Here is a 26,030-nt window from a genome sequence, read left to right on the forward strand (position 1 = left end):
GTACTTGGCACTAAATCTCTTGACTGCTGAATACTTCTGACATCCCAACTACCACTTTTCTTTCCCCGACAAATGGCTGTCTTCCATGTGCTGTCAGCATATTATCCAGCATTAAAATATCTCCAGCCTGCCAGGGAAAAATCACAGTTTCTTGTTGATACACGGTACGAATTGCATCCAAAACTTCTGCTTCAATTGGTGAACCATCGCCGTAATAAGTATTATGTGGCAAATCCTCTTCTGAAAATTCTGCTAACAATGCAGTGCGAATCTTTGCATTCAAAGTGGTGACATGAAAAAAAGCGGCATGATTAAACCAAACAGTTTCACCCGTTTTAGGATGTGTAGCGATCGCTTGTCTATGAGTACGGGTTCGTAAGCGATTTCCTGGCTTCCACTCGAATTCAATATGATTGCTACGGCAAAATTCTTCTACTTCGGCTGGGTTTGTAGTTTGAAACACTGTTTCCCAAGGTAAGCCAAAACCATCACCGAAGTTACGCACATACATCACGCCTGTTTCGATGAAGCGATCGCGAATTTTTGGGTTAATCTGTTGTAATAATCTCCGCGTATCAGCAATCGGAGTTTCCCCGCCTTGCTGTGCTGGTGTGACGCAGTGAAAGAAAATTTTTAAAGGCCAGCTAGCGGCATAGGAATTCTCGCTATGCAGAAAGATACTTTGGTCGGCAGGATAGTCAGTAGATGTGTAAATTTTACCTTGAATTGCACTCCGAGGTGAAGAGCGATCGACATACTCCAACAGTTCCCCAGAAACTGTCTGAATAAATTTCTCAAACTCAACCAAGTCTAAAAAATGAAAGTTACGGAATAGAATACCTCCATGTTTGAGCAAATAACTTTCGATTAACTCTCGATTACTTGCTGCCCAAGAGATTAAATTTATCCCCTCTCTGGCAGGTTGAATCAGCAGAGGTAAAAAACTGTCTGATACTAAAGCTGTTGCTTTAATTAATTCTGCTTGAGAAAGATTGACAGCTTTTCGTTTGACAGACTGAAATTGGTTGAGGCTGAGTTTTGGTGACTGGGGAACTGCCATATATGAAAATTAATTTGATTTTTGCAAAAATTCAAGTGCCTGATATTCAGGCTTGACAATATTGTTTTTAGGGAATTCTAGCCCTAGTTCATCCAAGGTTGTAACACCAAATAATTCTAGAATTTCTGGAGATAAATTATTGTTATCAATGAAATTGCTACCTTCATTATTTTGCCCTTTATACAAAATTACTAGATTGTGATAAAAATGCATAGAGACGATATTTTTATCAAAGTAACTAGGAGTATAACCTGGGCACAAAAATTCTTCATGATTGAGTCCATCAACCATTGTTTTAAACATATTCATTACAGTTTTTGGGTCATTTAAGTCTAGGCTACCCCCAACGCTAATACAGTTTTGCAAAAAAACACTATCTTGAGCAAACTCTTTCCATCTTTCACCAGTCAGACTAGGCCAATAAGAGTGGTGAATATTTTCTGCTGCATAAATACCGCCATCTTTCAGTGCCGGAAAGAAAGTATGAAAGGCTTTTATATGGTGTTCATTGGCAGCACTGCCATCTTCAATAACGATATCTAATTCACCAATTTCATCTAAAACAGTCTTAATGAAAGCTTCGTCGTTTTGATCCCCATGAAATATTTTAATTCGGTCTTCTTCTAAATATTTTTTATCTACAATATCAAGACCATAAACCATACTATTAGGAAAATATTTTTTCCAAGTTTTTAAAGCTTCTCCGCCAAAGGTGTGGTCTTCGTAACCGCCGATCCCAATTGCCAAAATTTTGATTTTTTTATTCTTTAATGGTGCAAAATGGCTTTGATAACGATGAGCAAACCGCAGTTTAGGCCATCTATCATGGGCATAAAGAGTTGAGACTTTTGTTAAATCATGAGGATTTAGAAACACCATTAATTGTTTCTGTAATTTCTGCCAGACTTCATTTAATAAAACCATTGTCATGTCTCCTATGAGAATAATGTTTTGAAGGTTTACGCAGAGGCGCACAAGAAATATTTCATTTAAATCAAAAGTACTATAGCAGTTTAAGTCAGAGGTCTAAAGATTATGGATAGACTTACGCTTGGTTAGTTTTAACTTTTGCAGAGAAGTAGATTCTAGTTCTTTAGCTTGGACTAACTGTTGCTTCCTATCATTTTTGTTAAGTATCTTACCTAACTCGCTAACTTGTATATTAGGGTTATCAACAACAAGCTTAAGAAGGATTTCAAAATGATTGTTCATGCTCGCAATAGTTACAGCATTAAACAAATCCACTTTATACTCCATTGAACCCTGAAAACCTGCTTTACTTTCCCAAATGCTAAATTTCAAATCAAATTTAGAAGTACCGATATCTACTTCTTGAGGATGCATATTCAAGTTGTTAATTTCGATAGCTGGTATCGGTGCATTTTGCAAAATAAACATTACCTGAAACAAAGGGTTATAACTCAGGTTGCGTTCTGGTTGTAACTCTTCTACCAGTTTCTCAAAAGGTAAGTCTTGATGGGCGTAAGCATCTAATGCACAAGCACGTAAACGTTGTAGGACTTCTCGAAAACTGGGATTTCCACTAAAATCTGTGCGGAAGACTAAGGTATTGATAAAGAAGCCAATTAAGTTTTCCGTTTCTCGCCAGTTCCGACCTAATACGGGTGAACCAACTAAAATATCCTCTTGTTTATTATAACAGTAAAGCAATGTTTTAAACACTGCTAAAAGTGTCATAAATAAAGTTACACCTTCTTGTTTATTTAAGTTTTTTACTGCTTCTTTAATTTCTCCTGCAATGCTGAAAAACTCTTTTTTACCTTTGAATGTTTGAATTGCTGGTCTAGGTCTATCGGTGGGAAGTTGAAGTAAAGGTGCGCTACCATTTAGCTGCTGTTTCCAATAATCTAATTGAGGTTGGAGAACATCTGTTTGTAACCATTGTCTTTGCCAATAAGCATAATCGGCATATTGGATGCTCAGTTCAGGTAAAGGTGAAGGTTTACCAAGAGAGAACGCAGCATAAATTGTTGCTAGTTCTTGAATAAGCACACCAATTGACCAACCATCAGAGATAATGTGATGGGTACTAATTAGCAACAGATGCTTATCTTCTTTGAGATGTAGAAGTGTTGCTCTTAATAGCGGTAGTTGGTCAAGGTCAAATGGTTTTTGGCTTTCTTCTAGAATTAAACTTTGAATATCAGAGTCGAAATTTTGCAGAATTGATAATTTTAATTCTAGAGTCTCATGGATAACCTGAATAGGTCTTCCGTCTATAGTAGGAAAGGTTGTCCGTAAACTTTCGTGACGCTTGATGATTTCATTGAGGCTTTGTTCGAGAATCACTGGATTAAGTTTACCAGTTAATCGAATAGCGATCGCAACATTATAAAAAGGATTTCCCGGTTCTAACTGGTCAAGAAACCATAAACGCTCTTGTGCTAAACACAGAGGTAATTCACAATCGCGAGAAACAGGTTGAAGTTGTTGGTTTATAGAGTTTATCTCTGTAGACAATACGAGTTTAACTATCTCAGCAATACTCGCTTCAAACAAATCTACAGCCGAAATACATACCCCTACGTCTTCCTGAATGCGATTTTTCAACTCAAACGCTTGTAAGGAATCTATACCCAAATTGCTCAAAGGTTGTTGAATATTTATCTGCTCTAAAGGTACTGATAATACTTGAGCTACCAACTGTTGTAAGTAAGTTTCTATATTTGTCGGTTGTTTTTTGGTTAAATTCACCTCAAAACTATCCAAAATACTACTTTGGACAACATTGAGAGTCCCTGCTAAAAATTCTGCTTTGGTAGCGCGACGTTGTATTTTCCCACTAGAAGTTTTAGGAATAGTACCAGGTTTAATTAACACCACTGCATAAACTTGCATCTCAAATTCTTGAGAAACCGCCTGACGAATAGCAGCAGTAACTTCCTCTAAATTTGGTTTGGCGCGGAATTCCAACTCCTGCACTACTACCAACTTCTCTTCGTTTTCTACCTCAACTGCAAATGCAGCACTACTACCCAAACGCAAAGCCGGATGAGAGCGTTCTGCGGTGAGTTCGATATCTTGTGGGTAAAGGTTGCGGCCGCGAATAATAATTAAATCTTTGGCTCTACCGGTAATAAAGACTTCGCCACTATCCAAAAAGCCTAAGTCACCGGTACGTAAAAAAGGCCCTGATGCTTCGCTAATTTCTATATCTTGCAAAAAGGCATGAAAAGTTTGTTCTGTCTCTGTTTGACGATTCCAATAGCCTTTGCCAACACTGGGGCCAGATACCCAAATTTCCCCTACTTCTTTATCCTGACAGCGAGTGAAAGTTTCTGCATTAACAATTACAATCTGTTGTTGTGGCACACTCCGGCCACAACTGACTAATACTATTGAATTATCGTCGTTAGTAACCGCATCAATTACATAATTACGTTCTAAAGCGCTCTTATTTACGTTTTTGCATCTGACTAACGCAGACTTGACGCTACCAGATACCATCAAAGTGGCCTCTGCCATGCCGTAACAAGGATAAAAAGCTTCTGGACGAAAACCACACTCAGCAAAGGTAGCTGCAAAACGCTCCAAAGTTTGCTGGCGAATTGGTTCCGCGCCGTTAAAAGCTACACTCCAACTGCTTAAATCTAAGGTTGAACGTTGCTCAGGAGTAATTTTTTCAATACAAAGTTCATAAGCAAAGTTGGGAGCGCCACTGGTGGTTCCTCTATAACGAGAAATCGCTTGTAACCAACGGTAAGGACGCTGGAGAAAAGCTGCTGGCGGCATCATCATACAAGGAAAACCCCCATACAAAGGTTGTAGTACGCCGCCAATCAGTCCCATATCATGATAAACAGGCAGCCAACTAACAAATTTACTATTGGCGGAATGTTCCATATACTGGCGCGTGACCACAGCATTGTGCAGTAGGTTGCCATGACTGAGCATCACACCTTTGGGTATACCAGTAGAACCAGAAGTGTATTGCAAAAAGGCCAGAGTATCTATATCAATCAAAGGCTCTTGCCAAGCCTCTTCTATACCAGGTGCGAGGTTATCGGTAGTCAGCCAGCGAATACTATCTAGATCAAATTTATCAGCAAGTAAAGATTTCAACTGAGACAAGATGGCTGTTGTTGTCAGAATTACCGCCGTTTGTGCATCTTTTAAAATCGCCAAGATTCTGGGGGTGTTGCGCTGATTGCGTGGTGGATAAGCGGGGACTGCTACCACCCCAGCATATAGACACCCAAAGAAGGCCGGTAAGTAATCTATGCCAGGTGGGTAAAGTAGTAACGCCCGTCCAGTTAATTTTAAAATTTGAAGTTGAGATGCGATCGCTCTACTATATCGATCTAACTCTCGATAATTTAGAGTCGCTGCTTGTGCTTCTCCATCGTGCAGAAAGGTAAAAGCCTCAGTGTTTCCTTGCTCTACCGACCTGTAACGCAGTAGCTCCACAACTGTAGAAAACTTACAGACCATTTCTTCTAATCGAGCATTATTGCTACTAATTTGCAATTACTTTTATGACTTTAAAGCAACTTTGCTAAGATAGCAAGCAAATTTTTATTAAAAACTATTATTACCTTTTATTCAAAAAATAATTTATCAAACTATCTCTTCAGATAGATGTAAAAAGCTTAAGTTAGAGATTTCTAACTTTATATAGACTATAGCAATGTCTTAAAAAGACTTATATATAAGGGTTTTTTACCCGACGCTAGTCAGATTCATAAAATCCAGAAGTTTTGATAAATGCTTGCTCAGATGTAACCTTTATGATAATGTCTCCTAATAGCACTAGAGTTAGATGCAAATTAGTCGCAGATAGCTTTTGAGGATTTCCAGAGCTAGTGTCAAACATTATTGATAATATATCGCGTCATTAATATCAGACGTGACATTTTTCATGAGCTGTGAGAATGAGTATCAATATGCAACTAGAGCTTTACTTAAAAGCCTGTTAATTACAGGTTCAGTTCAAGGAGAAACAAGAATGAAGGGTGGGTTAATGAGTGAGATACGTTCGGTGGCATTAGCATTAGCGGTAATTAGCAGCTTAGTACAACCAGCCCATGCAGGAACACACACAGCCGAACTATCTAGTCAGAAATCTCACTCTACCAGAGCGGCACAATTGCTTGTGCAAAGCAGCGATAACGTTAATAAAGTTACAGGCGTTAAAATAAATTCTACTGATAAAGGCATTGAAATTATTTTAGAAAGTGCCAACGCCGAAGCACTCAAACCAGTCAATAACAATCAAGGCAACAGTTATATAGCAGATATACCCAATGCAGTGCTAGCACTGCCCGAAGGTGGAAACTTTACCCAAAATAATCCTGCACCAGGCATTGCATCAGTCAGCGTCACTCAAGCTAACACCAATAGTTTGAGAGTAACGGTAATCGGTGAGGGAAGTTTACCTAATACAGAGTTATTTGATAGTGACCAAGGTTTGATTTTTGCAGTTACACCAGTTGCATCAGCCACTAAACCACAGCAGCCAACACAAGCCGTGGCAGAAGTTACAGAAGTCAAACTTAATCCCACCAATAACGGTTTAGAAATCATCTTGACAACTCCAGATGGTGAAAAATTACCAGTATTGCCTAAGACTGAAGGCAACACATATATTATCGAAATTAACTCGGCTCAACTACGCTTACCCAGTGGTGGCACATTCCGCCAAGAAAAACCCATTGCTGGAGTTAGTGAAGTCACAGTGACTAACTCCGATGCCAACACTATCAGAATGGCTGTAATTGGAGTAGACAGTATTCCGAAAGTAGAGTTATTTGATAGTGACCAAGGTTTGATTTTTGGTATAGCCTCAGCTGCATCTTCTACCCAAGCACAGACACAACCCCAAACACCAACACAACCAACCCAGCCAGAACAGCCATCGGCCTCTGACGAGCCAATTGAGTTAACAGTCACAGGTGAGAAAGACGGGTATCGCGTACAAGATTCATCAACTGCAACAAAAATAGATGTTCCCTTACGTGATATACCTGCATCTGTACAGGTAATACCCAAAGAAATCATTCAAGACCGACAAGTAGTCAAACTCAACGAGCTAGCAGACAATGTTAGTGGTGTACGTAGTCAAGAGACTTATGGTGGACTTGCATCTCAAGGCTACTTTATTCGTGGTTTTGCGACAGAATTTCAGACTCTGCGTAATGGCTTTAAAGATTTTGGCTTTATTAGTCCGCGTGATATTTCTAGTATCGAACGTGTAGAATTTCTCAAAGGGCCAGCATCAATTCTGTATGGTAGTATTAGCAGCCCTGGTGGTGTCGTCAACACAATTACTAAACAACCACTATCAGACCCGTTTTATCAAATCAATGGCACTATTGGCAGCTACGACTTTTACCGCACATCAGTTGATTTGACCGGGCCACTTCTAGAAAATCGTTCTGCTCTTTACCGTCTGAATGTAGCTTACGAAAACGCTGATAGCTTCCGTGACTTCGTTAATAATGAAAGTACTTATGTTGGGCCAATGATTACTGTAAAAGCAGGAGAGAATACAGATATTACCTTTGGTTATGAATACCAAAAGTATGACTACACTTTTGACCGAGGTTTTCCAAATAATAATTGGGTAGTTTTCGACCTTCCCATCAGCCGATTTTTAGGTGAACCCAATCTCAATAGAGGTGAATTTACATCTAATAATTTCACTTATATTCTAGAAAGTAAATTTGGCTACAACAATAATTGGAAATTTCGCCAAGGCTTCAACGTCATTAACATTAGCGGTAGTGCGGGAGGCGTTCAAGCAAATTCTATAAACGATGATGGTTTAACTGTGGCGCGGGGATATCGAGTTAGTAATGATGAATCAAACAACATTTCATTTCAAAATGAAATAAGTGGCAAATTTAATACTGGCTCAATTCGTCATAATATTCTTGTGGGGCTAGAGTTATCCAATTACAGTTTCCAGTACGACTATTATCAAGGAGATATTGCAGATTTAAATATTTTTAATCCTGTTTATGGCGCACAGCCAGAATCCGTAGAACGAGCATTTTTTGAGAAGTATGGTGGAAGTAACATTGCAATATATTTGCAGAACTTAGTTGAGATCACACCAAATCTTAAATTGCTAGCTGGTGGACGTTTTGACTGGGCTGATTCATTTTATAGAAACTTGGAAGCAGGTACAACTATCAATGAAACTTCAGATTCTAAATTTTCACCACGAGTTGGGATAGTTTATCAACCTACTGATTCCACTTCAATTTATGGAAGTTGGACAAATTCCTTCAATCCGCAAATATTCGGAAGAAGTATTAATAACGAAGCATTTCAACCAGAGACAGCAGAACAATTTGAAGTTGGTATTAAGCAGGAGTTTCTTGACAAGCGTATCTCAGCAACTTTAGCTTATTTCGACATCACAAAGAAAAATGTTTTGACTACAGACCCTACCAATTCTGACTTCCAAATCCAAACAGGTGAACAAAAAAGTAGCGGTGTTGAACTCGATATAGTTGGAGAGATTCTTCCTGGCTGGAAAATAATTGGCACATATACTTATACAGATGCCTTTGTCAGCGAAGATAATGATCCAACATTAGTTAATAATAGATTAGCTGGCGTACCCTACAACAGCGCTAGTTTATGGACTACATATCAATTACAAAAAGGTAATTTACAAGGTTTAGGACTAGGATTTGGTCTAGTTTATGTAGGTCAACGGGAATCTGGTATACCCAATAATGTCAAAATTCCTTCTTATTTGAGAACAGATGCCAGTGTTTTCTATAAACGGGATAATTGGCGGGTTGGTGTCAATATTAAAAACTTATTTGATACTAAATATTATGAGTCTCAAGGATTTTACATTGTTCCGGCTGCACCATTTACTGTTCTGGGAACTGTTTCTTTCGAGTTTTAATTTGGGAGTAGTTGTAAAATGTGATACTTTAACTGAAAACTTCACTAAACGGACGGGGTTTCCCTGCTCAAAATTTGCTTTATTGTTCATACATAATATTGGTTCACCAATAACTGAATTGTTTTTGTTACGCAAATAATATGGTTGAGGTTCACAGATATCTACCCTAAAAAACTAGGGTGACAGTGAAAAGTTTAATCCTTTATTACCCAATTATTTCATCATGGCTAATTCTTTTTGTGCGCTAGAGTCTCTTGATGTTGGAGAAGATCCAATTGCCAATGCTTACAATTTTGACTTTTTTGTGATGGTTGAATGTCCAACTCCTTGGACAAATGAGGCGTTTAATTCTAAACCAGTTCCTGAGAATCTGCGAAATATAGTCAAGGAATTTGCAAAATCTGAGATAACTGTAGAGTTTTTATTAATTTATAACAAGGAATTGAAGCAGCCAAACTCAACAAGAGTTTTGATATATCATAAACCTACTGGTTTAGCTCAAGGATATAGCAAATATGAATTGTTCTTATCTGATATTGCTGAAGTAGCGCCTATGATTAAAAAATGCTTGCTTGAGAAAAATTTAGATAATTATATTAGCGAATCTCACACAAGAGATATTTTTATATGTACTCATGGTAGCCATGATAAATGCTGTGCTAAATTTGGTAATCCCTTTTATCGTCAGGCAAAAAATATCGTTAAAGATTTAGGGATGAATAATGTTAGAGTATGGCAATCTAGCCATTTTGGTGGTCATCGGTTTGCACCTACTGCTATCGATTTTCCAGAGGCTAGATACTATGCTAGGTTAGATTCTGAATCATTCTCTTCGATTTTGACCCGCACTGGAAATATTGAATTTATTAAGCATATTTATCGTGGGTGGGCAATATTACCAGAAGCTGCACAGGTTTTAGAAAGAGAAATGATTCTTATCTATGGTTGGCAATGGTTGACTTACAAAGTTGATTATCAGATTATCCAACAAAGTGAGAATGGGGAATTTAACTGTATAAAACTAAATTTTCTTAGGCTAGATGGGAACTTGGTTAGTGTAAAAGCTGATGTGTTGCTTGATAAAAATAAGACTCTATATCTAAGCGATTGTCAGGGTGAGTTTGTCGAAACAATTCCCCAGTTTTATGTACAAAATTTGTTGACAGAGGTGCATGAATAATATATGTATATTTTTATGAAAAAAAGATACATATATTATTGCAATTTATGTATTTTGATGGCTATTTCGTTATTATTTTTTGCCGCTTGCCACAGTGGTTTTGATCAAAATCCGGGTGAATCTAAATCACAGTTATCAATACCAGAATGTCGCTTATTTAAGCATGAATTAGGTGAAAGTTGTGTGCCTATCAATCCGCAGCGCATTGTTGTTGCGGAGCAAATTACATTAGAACCTTTGATAGCATTAGGATTGAAACCAATAGGTGTACCTGAACATGCTTTTGTAGCTAGTAAAACTAGTTTTCTCAAGAAGCAAATGGCTGGTATAACTTATGTAGGCAAAGAGGGGCAGTTGAATTTAGAAAAAATATTGAAATTGCATCCAGATTTAATTATTAGCTTATATGATATTGACTCAGAAAGCTATCAATTATTTTCACAAATAGCTCCAACAGTTAAATTTAAATATGTTCATGATAAATGGCAAGAATCTTTTCGGAGTGTTGGTGAAGTATTAAACAGGGCTGGAGAAGCTGAAAAATTACTCAATCAATACGAACAGCGATTAACAAAATTACGGGCTGCTTTAGATAATCATCTAAATAAACTAGAAGTTTCTGTCGGACGGTTTCATGGAGGAGTACAACTACCTGAGTTTCGTTCTCAATTTTCATTTCCTGTCAGTATTTTGGAAGCCGCCGGGATTGCTATGCCAAATGCTCAACGTCAGTTAGTTAAAAATCCTGACGAGAATTTGGTAATACTGAACTTAGAACGTATAGACTTACTTGATGCTGATGTTTTATTTGTAGCGGTAGATCCTGGAGCTAGAGAATTATTCCAAAAATATCAAAAAACTCGTCTTTGGCAAACCCTTAATGTAGTTCAAAATCAACGAGTTTATAGTGTTGATTCTAGTTACTGGATTTTTGGAAGTATTCTATCAGCAAATGCAATAATTGATGATTTATATAAGTATTTGCTCAAGGCAGCGTGACAGGGAATTAATTAGTCAATTATAAGGAACGCTGCTCATGAAAACAGAAATGAAATTTAGTAGTTTTCGTAATTTTATTATTGTCTGGATTGGTCAGTTTGTTTCGGCTATGGGCAGTAGTATGACCAGCTTTGCGCTAGAGATTTGGGTCTGGGAATTTACAGATCAGGTAACAACACTAACGCTTGTAGGTTTCTATACGTTACTTCCCAGTATTGTGATTACTCCAATTAGTGGAGTGATTGTAGATCGGTGGAATCGCAAGTTACTGATGATTGTAGGAGATAGCGTAGCTGTAGGAATAACAATAGCGATCGCACTACTATATCTGACCAATCATTTGCAAGTTTGGCACTTATATATCACAGGCGCAATTACAGGAATTTTTAATCAATTACAGTCTCTAGCCTATTCTGCATCTGTGGGATTAATGATACCTCCAAAGCATTATTCTCGCGCTAGTAGTATGGAATTTTTATCAACTTATGGTGCAAAAATTATGGCACCAGCTTTTGCTGGCTATTTATACCATGTAGTCGGTTTGGTGGGAATTTCGCTGATTGATATCCTGACTTTTAGTTTTGCAATTATTAGTGTGCTTTTAATACACATCCCACAACCACCATCTACAGAAGTTCACAGTCAACATCCAGAAAATATTTGGCAGGAATTGGGATTTGGTTGGCGTTATATCCAAACACACAAGAGCCTTCTAGCTTTGTTAATGACCGGAATGCTGTTTTGGTTTTTTCACGATGTAGGTGGTGCTGTTTACACACCGATGATTCTGGCACGTTCGGGTAATAATACTCTTTTGTTGGGCAGTTTAGCCTCAGCAGCAGGTATAGGTGGTGTGATGGGAGCATTAATCATGAGTGCTTGGGGTGGATCTAAGCATCGAGTGAAGGGCTTTTTATGGGGAATGGTCGGTGCAGGTTTGAGTAAAACTATTTTTGGGTTGGGAAATACAGCCTTCGTTTGGATTGGCGCTCAATTTTGTTCTTCGCTCAATTTCCCTTTAAATGGAAGTTCAGAAAATGCCATCTGGCTATCAAAGGTTACTCCTGAAGTACAAGGTCGAGTTTTTGCAGTGCGATCGCTACTTTTTCAGATATTCTCAGCTATAGCTTATTTAATTGCCGGGCCTCTGGCGGATAAAGTTTTTGAACCAGCAATGAAAGCAAATGGTCAGCTAGCATGGCTGTTTGGCAATATATTTGGCATCAACAAAGGTGCTGGGATGGCACTGTTATACGTTCTATGTGCTTTATGTATGTTGCTGGTAGGTGCGTTTGGATTTAATGTCCGTTTGCTACGGAATATAGACGAAAATCACTAAATTTTTCTAGTTAAATTAATTTAATCAAACCATCATGTTGAATCTTAGGGTGTATTTGTGGCTATTTGACCAGCCAATACTGAAAAGAAAATTATCTCGATTTTTAGCTTTTATCTTCAGTGCCATTTTAGTTGTAGTTTTGGCAAATAACAGTTTTGCGACTGCACCCAAAACTACAGAGATATTATGGGATACTTACGGTATACCGCATATATATGGTAAAGATGCTCCAAGCGCTTTCCAGGCATTTGGTTGGGCCCAGATGCAAAGTCACGCTAACTTGCTGTTGCGCCTCTACGGTCAAGCTAGAGGAAAAGCAGCCGAATATTGGGGAGAAGAGTATTTAGAATCTGATAAATGGGTGCTGACGATGGGAGTGCCCAATCGGGCAAATTCTTGGTATCGGGCACAAAGTCCAGCTTTTCGTAGTTATATAAATGCCTTTGCCACTGGAATAAATACTTATGCCAAAGACCATCCTGATTTAATTGATGAGCAAGTAAAAATAGTATTACCTGTGAAGCCAGAGGATGTCTTGGCACATTTGCAAAGAGTGCTGTATTTTACTTTTATTGTCAATCAAGAACAGGTAGCAGATATTACTCATACTCCATCGGAAGCTGGTTCTAACGGTTGGGCGATCGCACCCAAACATTCTGCCAGTGGCAAGGCAATGTTGTTGGCAAACCCCCACACGTTATGGTCGGATTTATTTGTCTGGTATGAAGCCCAAATTACTGCCCCAGGGATGAATGCTTCGGGAGCAGCATTGGTAGGAATTCCGGTTTTAGCGATCGCCTTTAACGATTATTTGGGTTGGACTCATACCGTCAATACCTATGATGGTTGGGATATATACAAGTTGAAATTGGCTGATAATGGTTATCTTTTTGATGGCAAAGTTCGTTCTTTTACAACATCAAAGTTTCTGTTAAAAGTCAAGCAAAAAAATGGCTCCTTAGTCGAACAACCATTATTAGTCAAAAGTTCCGTCCACGGTGCAGTCGTTCAAGAAAAAGATGGGTTTGCTGTGGCATTGCGGGTTGTCGGTGCAGACCGTCCCGGTGTGTTGGAGCAGTGGTGGGATATGGCACGTTCCCAAAACTTAACCCAATTTCAAAAAGTATTGAAACGCTTGCAACTACCGATGTTTACCGTCATGTATGCAGACCGAGAAGGACATATCATGCACTTATTCAACGGTCTGGTGCCGATTCGTCAACAAGGAGACTTTCAATACTGGGAAGGTTTAATTCCTGGCGACACATCTAAGACTTTGTGGACAAAAATGCACCCATACAAAGATTTACCGCGTGTAATTGACCCGCCTAGCGGTTGGTTGCAAAATGCTAATGATGCACCTTGGACAACTACTTTCCCTGCTGTCATCAAAGCAGATGATTACCCTGCTTATATGGCTCCACGAGGAGAAATGTCTTTCCGGGCACAAAGTTCTGCCAAAATGCTGGCTGAAGATCCAAAAATCTCTTTTGAGAAAATGATTGAGTACAAACATTCCACCAAAATGGAGCTTGCAGAACGTATCCTCGATGACCTAATTGCTGCGGCTCAAAAATATGGCGATGAATCAGCTCGTCGTGCTGCTGATATTTTGGCTGCTTGGGATCGGAATGCTGATGCTGATAGTCGAGGCGCGGTGTTGTTTTCCTTTTGGTGGGAAGAAATGGCTGAAAAGCAAATCTTCAGTATTCCTTGGAGTGAGAACTCTCCACGCACCACACCCAATGGTTTAAAAGACCCAGAAAGTGCGGCGAAAGCGCTACAAATAGCAGCAACAAAAGTCGAAAAAGCTTATGGAAAGCTAGATGTTGCTTGGGGTGAAGTCTTCCGAGTGCGTAGCGGAAACTTAGATTTACCTGCCAATGGTGGCGTTGGGGATCTAGGAATATTCCGCGTCCTCCATTTTGCTCCAGCTAACGATGAACGCTTTCAAGCCGTATTGGGTGATAGTTATGTTGCAGCCGTTGAGTTTTCGCAACCCGTAAAGGCAATGGCTCTCATCAGCTACGGTAACGCGACTCAACCCGGTTCGCCCCATATTACCGACCAACTACCACTGTTTACTCGCAAGCAATTGCGTCCTGTTTGGCGAACTCGTACAGAAGTATTAGCACATTTAGAAGAACGCAAAATTTTTTGACAGCTATGAATTATGAATCAATTGTCTGTCTGTATATAGGACTTATATTTGATTTCTGAAAAAACTCAGTACAACTAAAAAGCCTATTGCCTATTCCCTGTCTACGCAAATAAATATTGTCACAAAACAAACAACAATTACACTGCTTGAAGCCAGTAATTTGAACAATGAGTAGATCGGTTCCCTCACCAACCAGAAGATTTTTATCATCCCTAACATTTCCCATTGCGGGTTTAATTGTGGGATTGCTAATTCTTCTGGTTTGTCTAATTTTCAGCGTTTCATTTGGCGCAGCAGATATTCCCCTGCATCAGATCCTTACTGCGTTTATTCAGTTTGACGGTTCTAGACAACATTTAATTATTCAAACTGTTCGCTTACCGCGATCGCTTTTGGCAATATTGGTGGGTGCAGCAATGTCTACTGCTGGCGCAATTATGCAGGGTGTGACTCGCAACCCGTTAGCCGATCCTGGGATTTTGGGGGTGAATGCAGGTGCAGCTTTTGCTGTAGTCATTAGTATTTTTCTATTTGGCACATCTGCACCAAGTGTTTATATTTGGTGTGCGTTTATTGGTGCAGGTGTCACCGTTGTCAGTGTCTATATTTTTGCTTCTCTAGGACGTAACGGTATAACTCCCTTAAATCTGACAATTGCGGGTGCGGCTATTAGTAGCTTACTCTCTTCACTAACAACGGGAATTTTAATAGTCAGTCAGCAAACTTTGGAAAAAATGCGCTTTTGGTTGGCTGGTTCTTTAGCAGGTGTTGATGAAGACATTATTTTTCAAGTATTGCCTTACATTTGTCTTGGCATGATTTTGGCATTTGGTTTAGCAAGACAAATCACGATTTTAAGTCTGGGAGAAGATATTGCCAAAGGTTTGGGTCAGCAAACTTTATCGATAAAAATTGCCGCCGCCGTTAGTGTTTTACTTTTAGAAGGTAGTTCCGTTGCTGCTGCGGGTTCAATTGGATTTATTGGTTTAATAATTCCCCATCTGGTTAGGTTTGTAGTTGGGGTAGATTATCGTTGGATATTACCTTATAGTGCAATTTTTGGGGGAATATTGCTATTAGTTTCTGATATATTAGCGCGATTATTAATTCGACCGCAAGAAATACCCGTGGGAATTATGACAGCTTTACTTGGTGCGCCCTTCTTTATATATTTAGCCAAATATCAGATAAAAAAATGAAGAAAAACTCACTTAGTTTTCGTTCTGCCAAACTAGGATTTTCCTTTCGGATTCAAAATCAAGTTCCGAGGATTTTATTTATCCTGACCATTCTCACATTAGCTGCGATGGTAATTAACACTTCTATGGGAGAATACCCAACACCGCTATTAGTAGTAATTAAAACTGTACTGGGAATAGATACAGGAAATCCCGATTATGCTTTTGTAATTAATACTCTACGTTTACCAAGAATCTTAACTGCTTGTTTCGTAGGGATAGCTTTAGCTATTTCTGGCACAATCATGCAAAGTTTAACTCGAAATTCCTTAGCTGATCCTGCAATTATTGGAATTAATTCAGGCGCCAGCTTTGTGGCTGTGAGTGTAATTGTATTATTACCAAATCTTCCAATAGGAATTTTACCTTTATCAGCTTTCGTGGGTGCGTTAGCTGCATCTTTATTAATTTACCTTTTAGCATGGGATCGGGGTATTCATCCCGTCCGCTTAATTTTAATTGGTGTGGGAATTTCAGCAGTAGCCAGTGCTTTTACTAGTTTGATAGTAACATTTGGTCAAATTGATGATGTTAATGAGGCTTTAGTTTGGTTGGCTGGTAGCGTCTACGGGAGAACTTGGAAACAGGTTTTTGCTTTTTTACCTTGGCTAGTTATATTTGTACCTTTGGCTTTAATCAAAGCACCAGAATTAAATACTTTAAATTTAGGAGATGATATTGCCAAAGGTTTAGGTAGTAAGGTTGAATGGCAACGCAGTTTTTTATTATTAATTAGTGCAGCCCTTTCCGGTGCAGCAGTTGCTACTGCGGGAACAATTGCATTTGTGGGATTAATTGCTCCCCATATTGCCCGCCAGTTGGTAGGTGGAAATCATCAAGGTTTGATTCCAGTAGCGGGAATGACAGGAGCAATGATGGTGGTTTTATCTGATTTTATTGGTAGAATTATTTTTGCTCCTATCGAAATTCCCTGTGGTCTGGTTACTGCTATAATTGGCGCACCATATTTTATTTATTTATTAACTCATAATCAACACACCAAAACATAATTTCATCAATTGTATACTAAGTAATTCCAGCCACATCCTGACTGAAATAATAATTAACGTGATTTTATTTGGTTACATACTTACAAAAAGATTTAAATTTAGTTAAATTTTAATTATGCTAACTTCATTATTTACTGAAAATCTACATTGCCAACTTTCAGCTAATAATTTGACTTTAGGTTATGACAAAAAAAATATTATTAATAACTTAAATTTAAATATACCTTCAGGTAAAATCACTGTCTTAGTAGGTGCAAATGGCTGTGGTAAATCTACTTTATTGCAAGGTTTAGCAAGGTTAATAAAACCTAATATTGGCACAGTTTATTTAGATACAGCAGATATATTTAACCTGTCAACAAAAGAGGTTGCTAAAAAGTTAGGAATTCTTACTCAGAGTCCCATTGCACCAGAAGGATTAACCGTCAGAGATTTAGTAGCTTGTGGAAGATTTCCTTATCAAAATTGGTTGCAGCAGTGGACAAAAGAAGATGAAAGATTGGTAGAACTAGCCTTAGAAATTACTGGAATTAAAGACTTGGGTGAACGCGAGTTAGATACGCTTTCGGGTGGACAGCGACAGCGTGCTTGGATTGCAATGGCATTAGCTCAAAATACAGATATTTTATTGTTAGATGAACCAACTACTTTTTTAGATTTGGCACATCAAATAGAAGTTTTAGATTTGTTATACGATTTGAATCAAAACCAGCGAAGAACGATTGTTATGGTGTTACATGATTTGAATCATGCTTGTCGTTATGCTGATTATTTAGTAGCAGTGAAAGAAGGGCAAATTTTTGCTGTTGGTGAACCTAATTTAGTAATGACTGAGAAGATGGTAAGGGAGGTTTTTGGGTTGGAATGTCGGATTATACCTGACCCAGTTTCAGGGACACCGATGTGTATACCAGTAGGAAGGAAGGGGAGAAGATAGAAACGAGTAAAACTCTACTATTAGTAAAGAGCGATCGCAGCTTCGGGCGATCGCACCCGCTCGTGTTGCCCTTAATAATGACAATAACACTTTCAGCTCCTAGACCGATGTGGAAGCAAACACTTACAGGATTTACTTGAATAGCCACTTTAAAAACTTGTAATCCAACCTTTGGACACTATGCAAAACCTGCCCCTGATGTTAGTACCTGTACTCGCTGCACAGAAAGTAGCAGGTGACGGTTTAATTAAACCTCTCGGCCATCATGAATTGCTGTTAGTGCTGGTACAACTGTCACTATTGCTGCTGGTAGCGCGGGGATTAGGTGAGTTAATGCGCCGAATTAACTTCCCACCTGTTGTTGGAGAATTACTGGCAGGTGTCTTGCTTGGCCCTTCTCTGTTTGGTTTGTTGCTTCCAGACTTACAGGGACACATCTTTCCCAAAAGTCAAGAACAATCTGATTTACTTTCGGTAATTTCTTGGTTAGGCGTGTTATTTTTGCTGATTGTGACTGGGTTGGAGACGGATCTAAAGCTGATTCTGCGTAAGGGGAAAACGGCTCTATTGATTTCACTGGGGGGAATTATTGTCCCCTTTATCACCGGATTTGGACTGGGGTGGCTATTACCAAATAGTTTTTTAGCCGATCCCGGAAAGCGACTAGTATTTAGTCTGTTCATCGCCACAGCAATGAGTATTTCAGCAGTACCAGTAATTGCGAAAGTGTTGATGGACTTAAACCTGATTCGCCGTGACATTGGTCAAGTCACCTTAGCTGCTGGGATGACTGACGACACCATCGGCTGGATTTTACTTTCTGTGGTTTCAGGTTTAGCTAGTAGCGGCAAATTTGACTTTGGGACAATTTTTCATTCTGTAAGCGCGGCTATATTATTTTTAGCGATCGCCTTCACAATTGGGCGTACTATTATAGACCAGATTTTACGCTGGGTTGATGACTACGTTGGCGGCATCTCCGCGAGTATATCGGTTGTGCTGATTCTTGCGCTCTCAGCAGCAGCATTTACCCACGCATTAGGTTTAGAAGCAGCATTAGGTGCTTTCGTGCTGGGGATTCTCGCAGGCCAATCCCGGCGTTTTAGCAATGAAGCCGGACAGATGCTAGAAGTATTCACCGCAGCCTTTCTCGCGCCAATTTTCTTTGCTTCAGCAGGGTTAAAAGTTAACTTGCTAACCCTGCTAGTTCCTCAAACCTTGATATTTGGCTTGATTGTTCTCGCTGTCGCCTGTGTTGGCAAATTTACAGGTGCTTACATTGGTTCTCGCGTAGGCGGCTTGAGTCATTGGGAAGGTTTGGCGATGGGTTCCGGGATGAATGCTCGCGGGGCGATGGAAATTGTTGTTGCTACCATTGGTTTATCTTTGGGAGTGCTGAATCCCCAGATGTACTCAATTATTGTTATGGTGGCGATCGTCACTTCCCTAATGGCTCCACCACTTTTGCGCTGGTGTTTGTCAAAGGTGGTTATGGGTGAAGAAGAAGCTAAACGTTTAGAACAAGAAGAACAGGATAGCCAGAGCTTTATCAAGCAGATTCATCGTGTTTTAATACCTACTAGTGGTGGCCCCAACATCCAACTGGCGGCGCAATTAGTCGGTTACATGGCTCACCAAAACTCGATAGAAGTTACATCTCTATATGCTCTGAGTGATAAGAAACCTCAAAACAAAGCCCGTCGGATAGAGGCAACCCAGGTTAAAGATACTGCCGCAGACCTTGCTCTGGCCACTGTAACTGAGGAAATGCAGCTACCTAGTGACACCACTCTGCAAACAAAAACTGAGTCTGGGCGTAATAAAGCGGAGGTAATTCTGAATGAAGCGAACAAAAACTATGACTTGATTGTACTAGGAGCTTCGGAAAAAATACGCCCCCAAAAAGCATTATTTAATTTGCTTGTAGACCGGGTAGTACAAGAAGCGCCTTGTGCAACGATGGTGGTAAAGTCGCAGCTACCCCAACCTAAAGGCGAGATATGCAAAATCCCTCAACAACAGTTGAAAAAGATTCTAGTGCCAACCGTGGGGACAGAATACAGCAAAAATGCTGTAGAGATGGCAAGTACGATCGCAGCTCAAACCGGGGCATTAGTGATGATCGTTAATGTGATTAATTTGCCACAGGTTGAGTATATTCTTTACGAACAGCGATCGCTAGCTCCAGTCAAAGAAATTGCCCACGATATGCTCGAACAGCAAGCAGCAATTGGCCGCAATTTGGGTGCTGATGTCAAAACTTATATTCTTCAAGGAACCAGCCCAGAAAGAGAAATCCTCAAGTTTGCCAAAACCCAAGAAGTTGACTTAATTATTCTAGGGAGTAATATCCGAATGGTTACGGGTCGCGTTTTCTTCGGTCACAGAGTAGATGCAATTCTAAGTAAAGCTCATTGCCCAGTAGCGATAATTACTACGCCATAAGCATTTTCAGCTAAAGCTTAGATTACGACTGAGATGGGGAGTAGGAAGTAGTGTAGTTCAATTACTTAAAAAGCGCTGTAATTCTGTAGCGAATTCTTTACGTACCTCTGCGCTTACCTCTGCACCCCTCTACGTTTAAATTTCAACTCTCAATTGCCACGATTTTAGGCAAAGCAGTACTAAGCAAACTTTTCTTTAATGATTTGACCTTAGCGTGAACCTCTGGAAGTGACTGATCTTTGCAAATTAGCTAAAGCGCGATTGTAATCCAAAATAGCTGTGACTCGATTACCTTCTGCTCTTGTCAGATCATTTTCAGCAGCAATCACCTCTGTTTGAGTACCCACACCAGCTTGGAACCTCAATCTTGCTAAATTCAGAGCTTCTCTGGCTTGATTTAAAGCCACACTAGAAGTCTGCACATTATTTAAATTTGATTGTAATTGAGAATAGTACTGTTCTACATCAAAGCGAATTAGGTCGCGCTGGCTAGCAAATTGAGTCTCTGCGATCGCAATATTCGCTCTCGACTGAGCAGCACGCGCTCTTGCTGCTCCGGCATCAAATAAAGTTAGATTTCCGTTAAGTGCCACTGAATAGCCATCAGTAATGCTGGCACCATCATTATACCGATCTAACAGATTGTAGTTGGCTGCCAAACTAACTTGCGGCCCTAGCTGTGAAAGTGCCTGTCGTCGTTGTTGCTCGGAAATATTACGTTGTGCTAATTGCTGTTGCAATTCTGGGCGATTTTGAAACGCTTGGACAATACTTTGTTCTACCGTCTGCGGCCAAAGACCGGCTATTTGTACAGGATCGGCGGCAGTAATATCAACTGACTCTGATAAACTTAACAACGTGGCAAGCTGACGACGGGCAATTTGCTGCTGCGAGATCGCATTAGTCAGTTCTTGTTGAGCGTTTGCTAAATTTACCTGAGCTTGCAACACATCAAACCGCGTACCCACTCCAGCCTGTTCTCTGGCTAGAGTATCCCGCAAACTAGCCTGGGCATTTTCCACAGCAGCTCGATTAATTCTTACCTCTTCATCTGCTTGTTGCAAATTGTAGTATTGAGTCGTGGCATTCAATGCAATTGTCGAAGATTGATTTTCAACATTCAATTGATCCACACGTAGTTGTTCTTCGGCAGCTTGGATTGTTGCTTGGCGATTACCGGAGGTATAAACGTCATAATTCAGTTGGGCTGAACCATTAAAAGAGGTGCTGGCTTGAGATGAATTATTAGTAAAACCATTACCACTATTAGTCACACTACTGTTAATATCCAGAGTAGGAAACAAGGCAGCTTGAGACTCGCGTAGCGCCGAACGACTGCGTTCTAGCTGTAATAGGGCTACTTGTAAATCTCGATTGTTGCGTCGTGCTAGTTCCAAAGTTTGTGCTAAAGTGATTGCCACAGTTTCCCGAATCCTTACTTCCTCTGGTTTGGTAGGAAATTGGAGAGGATTGGCACTAGGGTTCAGGTAATTTGGAACCGATACGCTGCTTGAGGGATTCTGTGGTTTTGGGGGAGTTGCGGCACTTGCTGAATTTGGAAAAAGAATAGCGATGCTTGATGGCAAGGCTACCGCCAACGTGACGCTAACCCAGGTAGAATGCACGAAAAACAAGCTGAAATTCATCATCTAGATTTTAGTCATTAATTGAGTTTCTTTGAGGATACAATCAAAAATTTTCATCCTGATTGACCTACAGAGGTTTAAATTTTAAATTCCCCCTCAATTGGTTGATATTAACAAATTAGCCGACAATCAAACCATCCTGAACTCGAATAATTCTTCTGGTTTGAGCAGCGATATCTGGCTCATGAGTAACAATCACAATTGTGATCCCCTGGTCATTAAGTTCAGTTAGCAAACTCATCACCTCATGAGAGGTTTCAGTATCTAAAGCTCCTGTTGGCTCATCTGCCAAAACTAATGCAGGTCGGTTGACCAAAGCCCGAGCGATCGCTACCCGTTGTTGTTGTCCCCCAGATAGTTGACTGGGACGGTTAGATATGCGTCCTTGTAGTCCTACCTTTTCCAAAGCTTCTAATGCCCTTTCACGGCGTTTTGGTTTGGGCAAGTTAGCATAAACCATTGGTAACATAACATTTTCTAGTGCTGTCGCCCGCGCCAATAGGTTAAATTGTTGGAAAACAAAACCAATCCTTTGGTTACGGATATAGGCTAATTCATCATCATCAAAAGTCGTCAGGTTTCTGCCTTCAAAAATATAGTCTCCAGTTGTCGGACGATCCAGACATCCCAAAATATTCATCAGCGTAGATTTACCTGAACCTGACGCACCCATAATTGAGACATATTCCCCTTCCTCAATAGAGAGTTCAATTCCCTTGAGGATCGGAACACTAACTTCCCCTAAATAGTAGGTTTTAGTAATAGATTCCATCCAAATCATTGTTGGCATAATAGTTAGGAATTACGAATTATTTAGTCGCTTCTTAAAGCATTAATTGGATCTAATTTAGATGCATTCCGCGCTGGAATTACCCCAGCCACTAAGCCAACACTCAATGAGAGTCCAAAGCCAGCAACGATCGACCAGAAAGAAATTACAAAGGGAAATTTGAAACTGTTTGCAGCGATAAAGGCTAAAAAAATGCCAGTCACCATCCCAATACCTCCACCAGCAATGGAAATCACGATCGCTTCGGCCAAAAATTGATTAAGGATTGCCGAATTGGTGGCTCCTACGGCTTTGCGAATCCCAATTTCTCGCGTCCGCTCAACCACAGAAACTAGCATAATGTTGGCAATACCGATTCCACCTACCACTAAGGAAATTCCAGCGATCGCTACCACCATTACTGTAAATAAACCCACAATACTAGTGAAGGTACTAACAATATCAGCTTGATTGGTCAGTCGAAAATCATCAGCTTGTGGCGGATAAATGTTGTGACGCAGCCGTAAAAGATTGGTGACTTGAAACTGAGCGGCTTCTAACTGCTCCTGATTAGCGCCTTTAACTAAAATTCCATTTACAGAAACGCCTACCAAGGCATTGTTACCAACCAGTCTCTTGGACATAGTAGTTAGAGGAATGAAAACTTGGTCATCTCGATCCATCGGCCCTTGAGCGCCTTTAGGTTCCATCACCCCAATTACTTCATAAGCCTCTCCCTGAATGCGAATTTTCTCGCCGATCGGATTTACACCCTGTCCAAACAGTGTTTTTTGGACTGTGGGGCCAAGAATGGCAAACTGTGCGGCACTATCTAATTCTTCTTGAGTAAAATATCGCCCTTGTTGGGGGTGAGTATTTCTGACTTCTGGGTAGTTCAAATCTGTGCCATAAATGGTTGTTGAGGTATTCTGTCCGGCATATACAACTTGGGCAGTTCGTTGGAGATAAGCAGAAACCATCTGTGCTGATGGCGCTTGTGTAGCGATCGCCTTTGCATCTTCCCAAGTCAACGTGCTGCTAGAACCGACTCCTTGACGGACATTCCCGCTTCTTGCCGCACCCGCCAAGATTTGGATCACATCTGTACCTAATGCTTGTATCTGTTGCTCAACCCCCTTTTGCACTCCTTGACCGACAGAAGTAATGGCAATGACTGAGGAAATCCCAATAATCACGCCCAACATAGTTAGACCTGTGCGTAATTTGTTACTCCACAGAGTCTCTGCCGCCATTGTCAAGATTTCCAGCAAAGGTACTGTGCGAGTATTCTTAGTTTTGTAAAAGCCCTTAAATATCTTAAACATAAAGTTTTATTTGAAACTTACTCAACACAATTGAGTTAAGCATTTCTTTTTTCTCTTCCTTTGCGTCCTTTGCGTCCAACTCTTACGAGACGCTGCGCGTTGGCGGAAGCCTCTCGTAGAGATGGCAGTTCGTTAAAAAAGTTGAACCTTTTTACTCGACAGTTGAGCCTTTTTACTCCCTTTTCAGTTCCATCCCCCCTGCTCCCTTGTCTCTTTTTAACTAAACTGTATTGATTTAAAACTAACTTTAAGGGGAACCACCGCCTGAACGACCTCCGCCGCCACCGGCTCCTCTTCCGCCGCCACCTGCTCCACCACCACCTAAACCAGGGAAAACTCCTCCTCGTGGTGTTGATTGCGGACGCGATCCTGGTGGGAAACTGAGTAATACCCTTTCGTTTCCTGTCAATCCAGACTTAACTTCAGTAAAGTTATTCGCGGTGACACCAGTCTCGATGGGAGTAAACACAGGTCTATTATTCTTTCCTGCCACAAACACACCTGTGGCATTTTCTTGGCGCACCACTGAAGCTGTTGGCACTACTAAAACATTTTCAACTTGACCGACTTGAAAATCTACTTCTGCATTCATCCCAGATCGGAGTAGCCTTTGAGGGTCTGAAAGTGATACTCTCACTTCAAAACTGGTAACGTTTTGCTCTACTATTGCTTGGGCAGCAATTTGGCTCACTTTACCTTCAAAGGTTTTTCCTGGGTAAGCATCTGCTTTAATCGAGACTTTTTGACCAAGGCTGATTTTGGAAATATTTGTTTCCGCTAAATTGGCGACAACTTCATTGGTTGAAGCTAGAGACAAGATTGAAGAAGAAGAAGAAGAAGCGACTTCACTACTGGCAGTTGTAGGTGTCACGAAAGCGCCTGGATCGGCATACTTCTTTGTCACCACACCATCAAAAGGTGCACGAATGATCGTGTCATTGATTTCGGCTTGGATGTTTTGCAGCGAACCGCGAGCCGATGTTACCTGGGCGCGGGCAGCGTTAATATCTTCTTGGCGCGTTCCGGCTTTTACAAGTGCCAGAGCTTGCTGTCTCTGCTTCACCACAGCTCGTGCTTGCTCAACGTCTTCTGGACGTGACCCGGCTTTTTGCAGAGCCAATGCTTGCTGTGCTTCATTTACATTAGCTTGGGCGCTGTCACGATTGGAACGGTTTTGATTAAGAGTCTGAAGGGAAATACCGCCTGCATTGTAAAGTTGCTGATTACGAATAAAATCATCTTCTGCTTGGCGAAGGGCGGCTTGAGCGCTTTGCAAACGCGCCTGTGCTTGGCCAATATCTTGAGAGCGATTGCCTGTTTGTACCTTTTGCAGATTTGCCTCGGCTTCGTCTAATGCTCCCTGTGCTTGAGCAATATCTTGAGGACGATTACCTGCGATCGCCTTTTGCAAATTCGCCTCGGCTTGTGCCAATTGTCCTTGAGCAGAGGTGAGTTGCCCCCGAAGGTTGGAATCATCCATGTAAGCGACAATCTGTCCTTGTTTGACGATATCTCCTTCCTTTACTAGCAGTGTTTTCAAGATGCCGGAATTTTTCGGGCTGAGGTTGATTGACCGCTCAGGCTTTATCGTTCCGTTCGCTGAAACTGTGATTGTTAAACTCTGTCTTTCTACAGGCTTTGTCAGCACCCGGCGTCTGGCTTCTTGACGGGGAGCAACTGTTACTTGGTAATAAACTGCATAGCCAATTCCACCCAAAAGGCAAAGAGCTATTAGCCAAGAGAGCCAATTACGTCTTTCCTTTTTTTTCTTTACCTCTGGAACCAAAACTGATGAATCTACGGTATTTGGTGTATCAATTTTCATATCCATTTTGTCTATAAAGAACGGCTACCGAGCGGGTTATTCACGGCTAATATAGCCTGGTAGCCCTATACCGACAATGATTTAGTAAGAATTCAGTCCTTCTAAATTCAGAATTCAAAATAGTTAAAGAATCAAAAGAACATTTGATAAATAAATATACCAATCATTCTAGATTCCTGATAAATTCTGACTGCTGACTCACCTCGGCTAC

At 40.4% G+C, this 26,030-nt stretch carries 16 protein-coding genes; 9 read left to right on the top strand and 7 right to left on the bottom strand.

The features are described 5' to 3' along the window. Nucleotides 1-10: 10 nt before the first annotated feature. From RMX98_RS18170 to RMX98_RS18180, 3 genes are all read right to left on the bottom strand, one after another. Nucleotides 11-1,060: a TauD/TfdA family dioxygenase gene (locus tag RMX98_RS18170; RefSeq protein WP_322680060.1), complete on the bottom strand. Its 1,050-nt coding sequence runs from the start codon at nt 1,058-1,060 to the stop codon at nt 11-13. Nucleotides 1,061-1,069: 9 nt separating this feature from the next. Next, entirely contained in the window at nt 1,070-1,990 is a 921-nt protein-coding gene (locus RMX98_RS18175; protein WP_322680061.1) for a hypothetical protein, read from the bottom strand. 96 nt (nt 1,991-2,086) lie between these two features. Beyond that, a complete protein-coding gene (locus RMX98_RS18180) occupies nt 2,087-5,512 on the bottom strand; it encodes a condensation domain-containing protein (RefSeq protein WP_322680062.1) in 3,426 nt (1,141 codons plus the stop codon). A 427-nt stretch (nt 5,513-5,939) separates the two neighbouring features. On the opposite strand from RMX98_RS18180, the gene RMX98_RS18185 reads away from it, so the two are divergent. The 9 genes from RMX98_RS18185 to RMX98_RS18225 all read left to right on the top strand — a co-directional run bounded on the left by RMX98_RS18185 (nt 5,940) and on the right by RMX98_RS18225 (nt 20,254). Continuing rightward, nucleotides 5,940-8,945, top strand: a complete 3,006-nt coding sequence (locus tag RMX98_RS18185) for a TonB-dependent siderophore receptor (protein WP_322680063.1) — start codon at nt 5,940-5,942, stop codon at nt 8,943-8,945. 223 nt (nt 8,946-9,168) lie between these two features. Beyond that, nucleotides 9,169-10,125, top strand: a complete 957-nt coding sequence (locus RMX98_RS18190; RefSeq protein ID WP_322680064.1) for a sucrase ferredoxin — start codon at nt 9,169-9,171, stop codon at nt 10,123-10,125. Between the two features lie 15 nt (nt 10,126-10,140). Beyond that, a complete protein-coding gene (locus RMX98_RS18195; protein WP_322680065.1) occupies nt 10,141-11,124 on the top strand; it encodes an iron-siderophore ABC transporter substrate-binding protein in 984 nt (327 codons plus the stop codon). A gap of 37 nt (nt 11,125-11,161) precedes the next feature. Further along, nucleotides 11,162-12,463, top strand: coding sequence for an MFS transporter (locus RMX98_RS18200; protein WP_322680066.1), 1,302 nt, complete (start codon nt 11,162-11,164; stop codon nt 12,461-12,463). Between the two features lie 34 nt (nt 12,464-12,497). Further along, nucleotides 12,498-14,624 (top strand): acylase, encoded by a 2,127-nt coding sequence (locus RMX98_RS18205; protein WP_322680067.1) that lies wholly within the window; start codon nt 12,498-12,500, stop codon nt 14,622-14,624. Nucleotides 14,625-14,791: 167 nt separating this feature from the next. Next, entirely contained in the window at nt 14,792-15,823 is a 1,032-nt protein-coding gene (locus RMX98_RS18210) for an iron ABC transporter permease (protein WP_322680068.1), read from the top strand. Continuing rightward, entirely contained in the window at nt 15,820-16,872 is a 1,053-nt protein-coding gene (locus tag RMX98_RS18215; RefSeq protein WP_322680069.1) for an iron ABC transporter permease, read from the top strand. Before RMX98_RS18210 ends, RMX98_RS18215 begins: the two co-directional genes overlap by 4 nt. A 115-nt stretch (nt 16,873-16,987) precedes the next feature. After that, on the top strand, nt 16,988-17,809 hold the full coding sequence (locus RMX98_RS18220) for an ABC transporter ATP-binding protein (RefSeq protein WP_322680070.1): 822 nt from the start codon (nt 16,988-16,990) through the stop codon (nt 17,807-17,809). Nucleotides 17,810-17,989: 180 nt separating this feature from the next. Continuing rightward, nucleotides 17,990-20,254, top strand: coding sequence for a cation:proton antiporter (locus RMX98_RS18225; protein ID WP_322680071.1), 2,265 nt, complete (start codon nt 17,990-17,992; stop codon nt 20,252-20,254). A gap of 209 nt (nt 20,255-20,463) precedes the next feature. On the opposite strand, the gene RMX98_RS18230 is transcribed toward RMX98_RS18225, so the two are convergent. From RMX98_RS18230 to RMX98_RS18245, 4 genes are all read right to left on the bottom strand, one after another. After that, a complete protein-coding gene (locus RMX98_RS18230; protein ID WP_322680139.1) occupies nt 20,464-21,900 on the bottom strand; it encodes a TolC family protein in 1,437 nt (478 codons plus the stop codon). Between the two features lie 118 nt (nt 21,901-22,018). Then, nucleotides 22,019-22,690 carry an ABC transporter ATP-binding protein gene (locus RMX98_RS18235; RefSeq protein WP_322680072.1) on the bottom strand — a complete coding sequence of 224 codons (672 nt, stop codon included), beginning with the start codon at nt 22,688-22,690 and terminating at the stop codon, nt 22,019-22,021. Nucleotides 22,691-22,713: 23 nt separating this feature from the next. Beyond that, a complete protein-coding gene (locus tag RMX98_RS18240) occupies nt 22,714-23,994 on the bottom strand; it encodes an ABC transporter permease (RefSeq protein WP_409881341.1) in 1,281 nt (426 codons plus the stop codon). Nucleotides 23,995-24,241: 247 nt separating this feature from the next. Beyond that, nucleotides 24,242-25,819, bottom strand: a complete 1,578-nt coding sequence (locus tag RMX98_RS18245) for an efflux RND transporter periplasmic adaptor subunit (protein WP_322680073.1) — start codon at nt 25,817-25,819, stop codon at nt 24,242-24,244. Nucleotides 25,820-26,030: the final 211 nt, after the last annotated feature.

Source organism: Nostoc sp. DedQUE02 (assembly GCF_034531035.1).
In the GTDB taxonomy this organism is placed as follows: Bacteria; Cyanobacteriota; Cyanobacteriia; order Cyanobacteriales; family Nostocaceae; genus Nostoc.

Bases quoted from the DNA above. Each gene is read 5' to 3' on its own strand.
- RMX98_RS18170 (WP_322680060.1), bottom strand. From the start codon at position 1,060: ATGGCAGTTCCCCAGTCACCAAAACTCAGCCTCAACCAATTTCAGTCT.
- RMX98_RS18175 (WP_322680061.1), bottom strand. From the start codon at position 1,990: ATGACAATGGTTTTATTAAATGAAGTCTGGCAGAAATTACAGAAACAA.
- RMX98_RS18180 (WP_322680062.1), bottom strand. From the start codon at position 5,512: ATGGTCTGTAAGTTTTCTACAGTTGTGGAGCTACTGCGTTACAGGTCG.
- RMX98_RS18185 (WP_322680063.1), top strand. From the start codon at position 5,940: ATGAGCTGTGAGAATGAGTATCAATATGCAACTAGAGCTTTACTTAAA.
- RMX98_RS18190 (WP_322680064.1), top strand. From the start codon at position 9,169: ATGGCTAATTCTTTTTGTGCGCTAGAGTCTCTTGATGTTGGAGAAGAT.
- RMX98_RS18195 (WP_322680065.1), top strand. From the start codon at position 10,141: ATGAAAAAAAGATACATATATTATTGCAATTTATGTATTTTGATGGCT.
- RMX98_RS18200 (WP_322680066.1), top strand. From the start codon at position 11,162: ATGAAAACAGAAATGAAATTTAGTAGTTTTCGTAATTTTATTATTGTC.
- RMX98_RS18205 (WP_322680067.1), top strand. From the start codon at position 12,498: ATGTTGAATCTTAGGGTGTATTTGTGGCTATTTGACCAGCCAATACTG.
- RMX98_RS18210 (WP_322680068.1), top strand. From the start codon at position 14,792: ATGAGTAGATCGGTTCCCTCACCAACCAGAAGATTTTTATCATCCCTA.
- RMX98_RS18215 (WP_322680069.1), top strand. From the start codon at position 15,820: ATGAAGAAAAACTCACTTAGTTTTCGTTCTGCCAAACTAGGATTTTCC.
- RMX98_RS18220 (WP_322680070.1), top strand. From the start codon at position 16,988: ATGCTAACTTCATTATTTACTGAAAATCTACATTGCCAACTTTCAGCT.
- RMX98_RS18225 (WP_322680071.1), top strand. From the start codon at position 17,990: ATGCAAAACCTGCCCCTGATGTTAGTACCTGTACTCGCTGCACAGAAA.
- RMX98_RS18230 (WP_322680139.1), bottom strand. From the start codon at position 21,900: ATGAATTTCAGCTTGTTTTTCGTGCATTCTACCTGGGTTAGCGTCACG.
- RMX98_RS18235 (WP_322680072.1), bottom strand. From the start codon at position 22,690: ATGCCAACAATGATTTGGATGGAATCTATTACTAAAACCTACTATTTA.
- RMX98_RS18240 (WP_409881341.1), bottom strand. From the start codon at position 23,994: ATGTTTAAGATATTTAAGGGCTTTTACAAAACTAAGAATACTCGCACA.
- RMX98_RS18245 (WP_322680073.1), bottom strand. From the start codon at position 25,819: ATGAAAATTGATACACCAAATACCGTAGATTCATCAGTTTTGGTTCCA.